Origin of the sequence: Streptomyces huiliensis (genome assembly GCF_020037025.1) — a bacterium.
Classification (GTDB): Bacteria; Actinomycetota; Actinomycetes; order Streptomycetales; family Streptomycetaceae; genus Streptomyces; species Streptomyces huiliensis.
Window position 1 is genome coordinate 1 of sequence record NZ_JAIQLH010000488.1, and the last position, 2,040, is coordinate 2,040.

Here is a 2,040-nt window from a genome sequence, read left to right on the forward strand (position 1 = left end):
CAGCCGATGGTCGTCGACCACCATGAGCCGCACGCCCATGCGCTGCCCCCCTGTCGCCCGCGTACGTCTCTCGTCGCCCTCTGCCCCCGGAAGCTACACGCTTGTTCGACGTTCCGCGCCCCCTACTCGTGAGAAGTCCCCCGGAATGCCGAAATCCCTGTCAATCACGTGTACTTCGCGTCTGAAACGGATCGTTCAGGCATGTACGCGTGATGGACAGGGATACGGCGTGGAGCGCTCGCGAAATGATCAACTCCCGTTGCGGCAGTGATCATTCCGCGGTCGAAGAGCCTACTCGGCTCCCCGGATCATTCATCCCCCTGGGTCACTCAACGGGTCACCCAACGGGCCCCGGGTCACCCTCGGGTCATTCGGCCCCCCAGATCATGGCGACGTACTCCTTGCCGTCCGCGTACTTGTTGGGCTTGTGCAGGTACTTGCGGCCGAGGTACAGCCGTCCCTGCGACCAGATCGCCTGCTCGAACAGCGGCGAGATCTGGTTCTCCGTCTGCTGCGTCGCGACCGGGTTCTTCAGCAGCTCCCTGGCGGCGAACGACTGCGGATCGATGCTCACGACGGAGCCGCCGGCGCGCCAGGCGGCGGTCTGGTAGCCGATGACCGCGCCGTCCTTCTCCACGCCCAGCGGCACCAGGGTGGAGCCGACGCGCCCGTCGGCCTTGCCCTTCGTCCGGCCGCTGGCCAGGTCGAACGCGACGATCTCGTTGATCCGGCCGACCTCGCCGGCCTTGCCGGTCTGGTGGTCGTCCGTGGGCAGGTACAGGCTGTCCTTGCCGACGGCCAGCTTGGAGCAGGACTCGACGCCGCTCGACGAGCAGCGCGGCTGGTACTTGCCGTTCTCCGTGGAGATCTTGCTGCGCAGCTTGCCGTCCGAGCCGCTGTCGTCGATGGTCATGAAGTCCGAGACGCCGGTGCCGCTGTGGTCGCCCACCTTGACGCCGATGACCAGCGGGTCGGTCGACACCACGTGGGCGCCGTCAATGCCGTTGGGCAGGTTGAACGTGGACTTGGCCTTGCCGGACACCGGATCGAGGGTCTGGATCTTCATCTGCGGGCGCTCGTAGTCGCCGCAGCGCTGCACCGCGACGAGCTTGCTTCCGCCGCCGTAGCCGTCGTCCTTGCACAGCGCGTCCGGCTTGGGCTTCCACAGCTCCTTGCCGTCCAGCGTCCAGGCGGCGCCGCCCTGGAGGCTGCCGGCCGCGATGGTCCCGCCGCCGACGGTGACCTCGTCGAACTGGACCGTCCGGTCACCGACCTTGACCGACTTCTGCCACAACTTCTTCCCGTTGTTCAGATCCAGAGCCACGATCTGATTGCACGGGCCGCCGTAAGGCTTTCCGGAGGACGGCGGCACCTCCTCGACGACGACGGCCGTCTTGCCGTCCTCGGTGACGTGCTTCGGCGCCCAGCAGATGTCGCCGGGCAGCGGGATCTCCCACTGCTTGCCGCCGGCCAGTCCGTAGCCGACGACCTTGTCCAGGTCGCCCTTGGCGAAGACCTTGTCGGTGACCCACATGCCGGCCGCGGGCCGGCTGTCGTCGACCACCGGCTGGTCGGCGCCGAAGAGGAGCTTGCCCTCCTTCGGCTTCTGGTCCTGGGACCCGCCCGAGCCGCCGGTGCCCTTGCCGCCCTGCTCCTTCTTCCCGCCCTTGTCAGCGGAGTTGGTGGGCTTGTCGTCCTTGTCGTCACCGCCCTGGGTGGCGAACCAGACACCGCCGCCGACGGCGAGCACCAGCGCGGTCACGGCGCTGACGATGACCGTCATCCGCTTCTTGGAGCCGCCGCCGGACGGCGCGGGCGGCGGCGGGTAGCCCCCGCCCCCGTACTGCGGGAACGGCTGGACGGGCGTGGGGGCGCCGGGGCCGGCCGGGCCCGGGTAGCCGTAACCGCCCGCCGGGAACGGCGGGGTGTGCGGTGCCCCCGGCGGAGGCGGCGGTTGAGGAGCGCCCGGCGGCGGGGCGAACGGCGCGCCAGGGGGCGCGGACGGAGCCTGGGGGGCACCCGGCGGCGGTGGGGGCGCCT

General features: G+C 69.8%; 1 protein-coding gene. It reads right to left on the reverse strand.

All coding sequences use genetic code 11. The annotated features are described in order from the left end of the window. Window positions 1-367: 367 nt before the first annotated feature. Window positions 368-2,040 (reverse strand): PQQ-binding-like beta-propeller repeat protein (locus JNW98_RS35365; protein WP_223772359.1); only part of this gene is annotated, 1,673 nt, incomplete at its 5' end.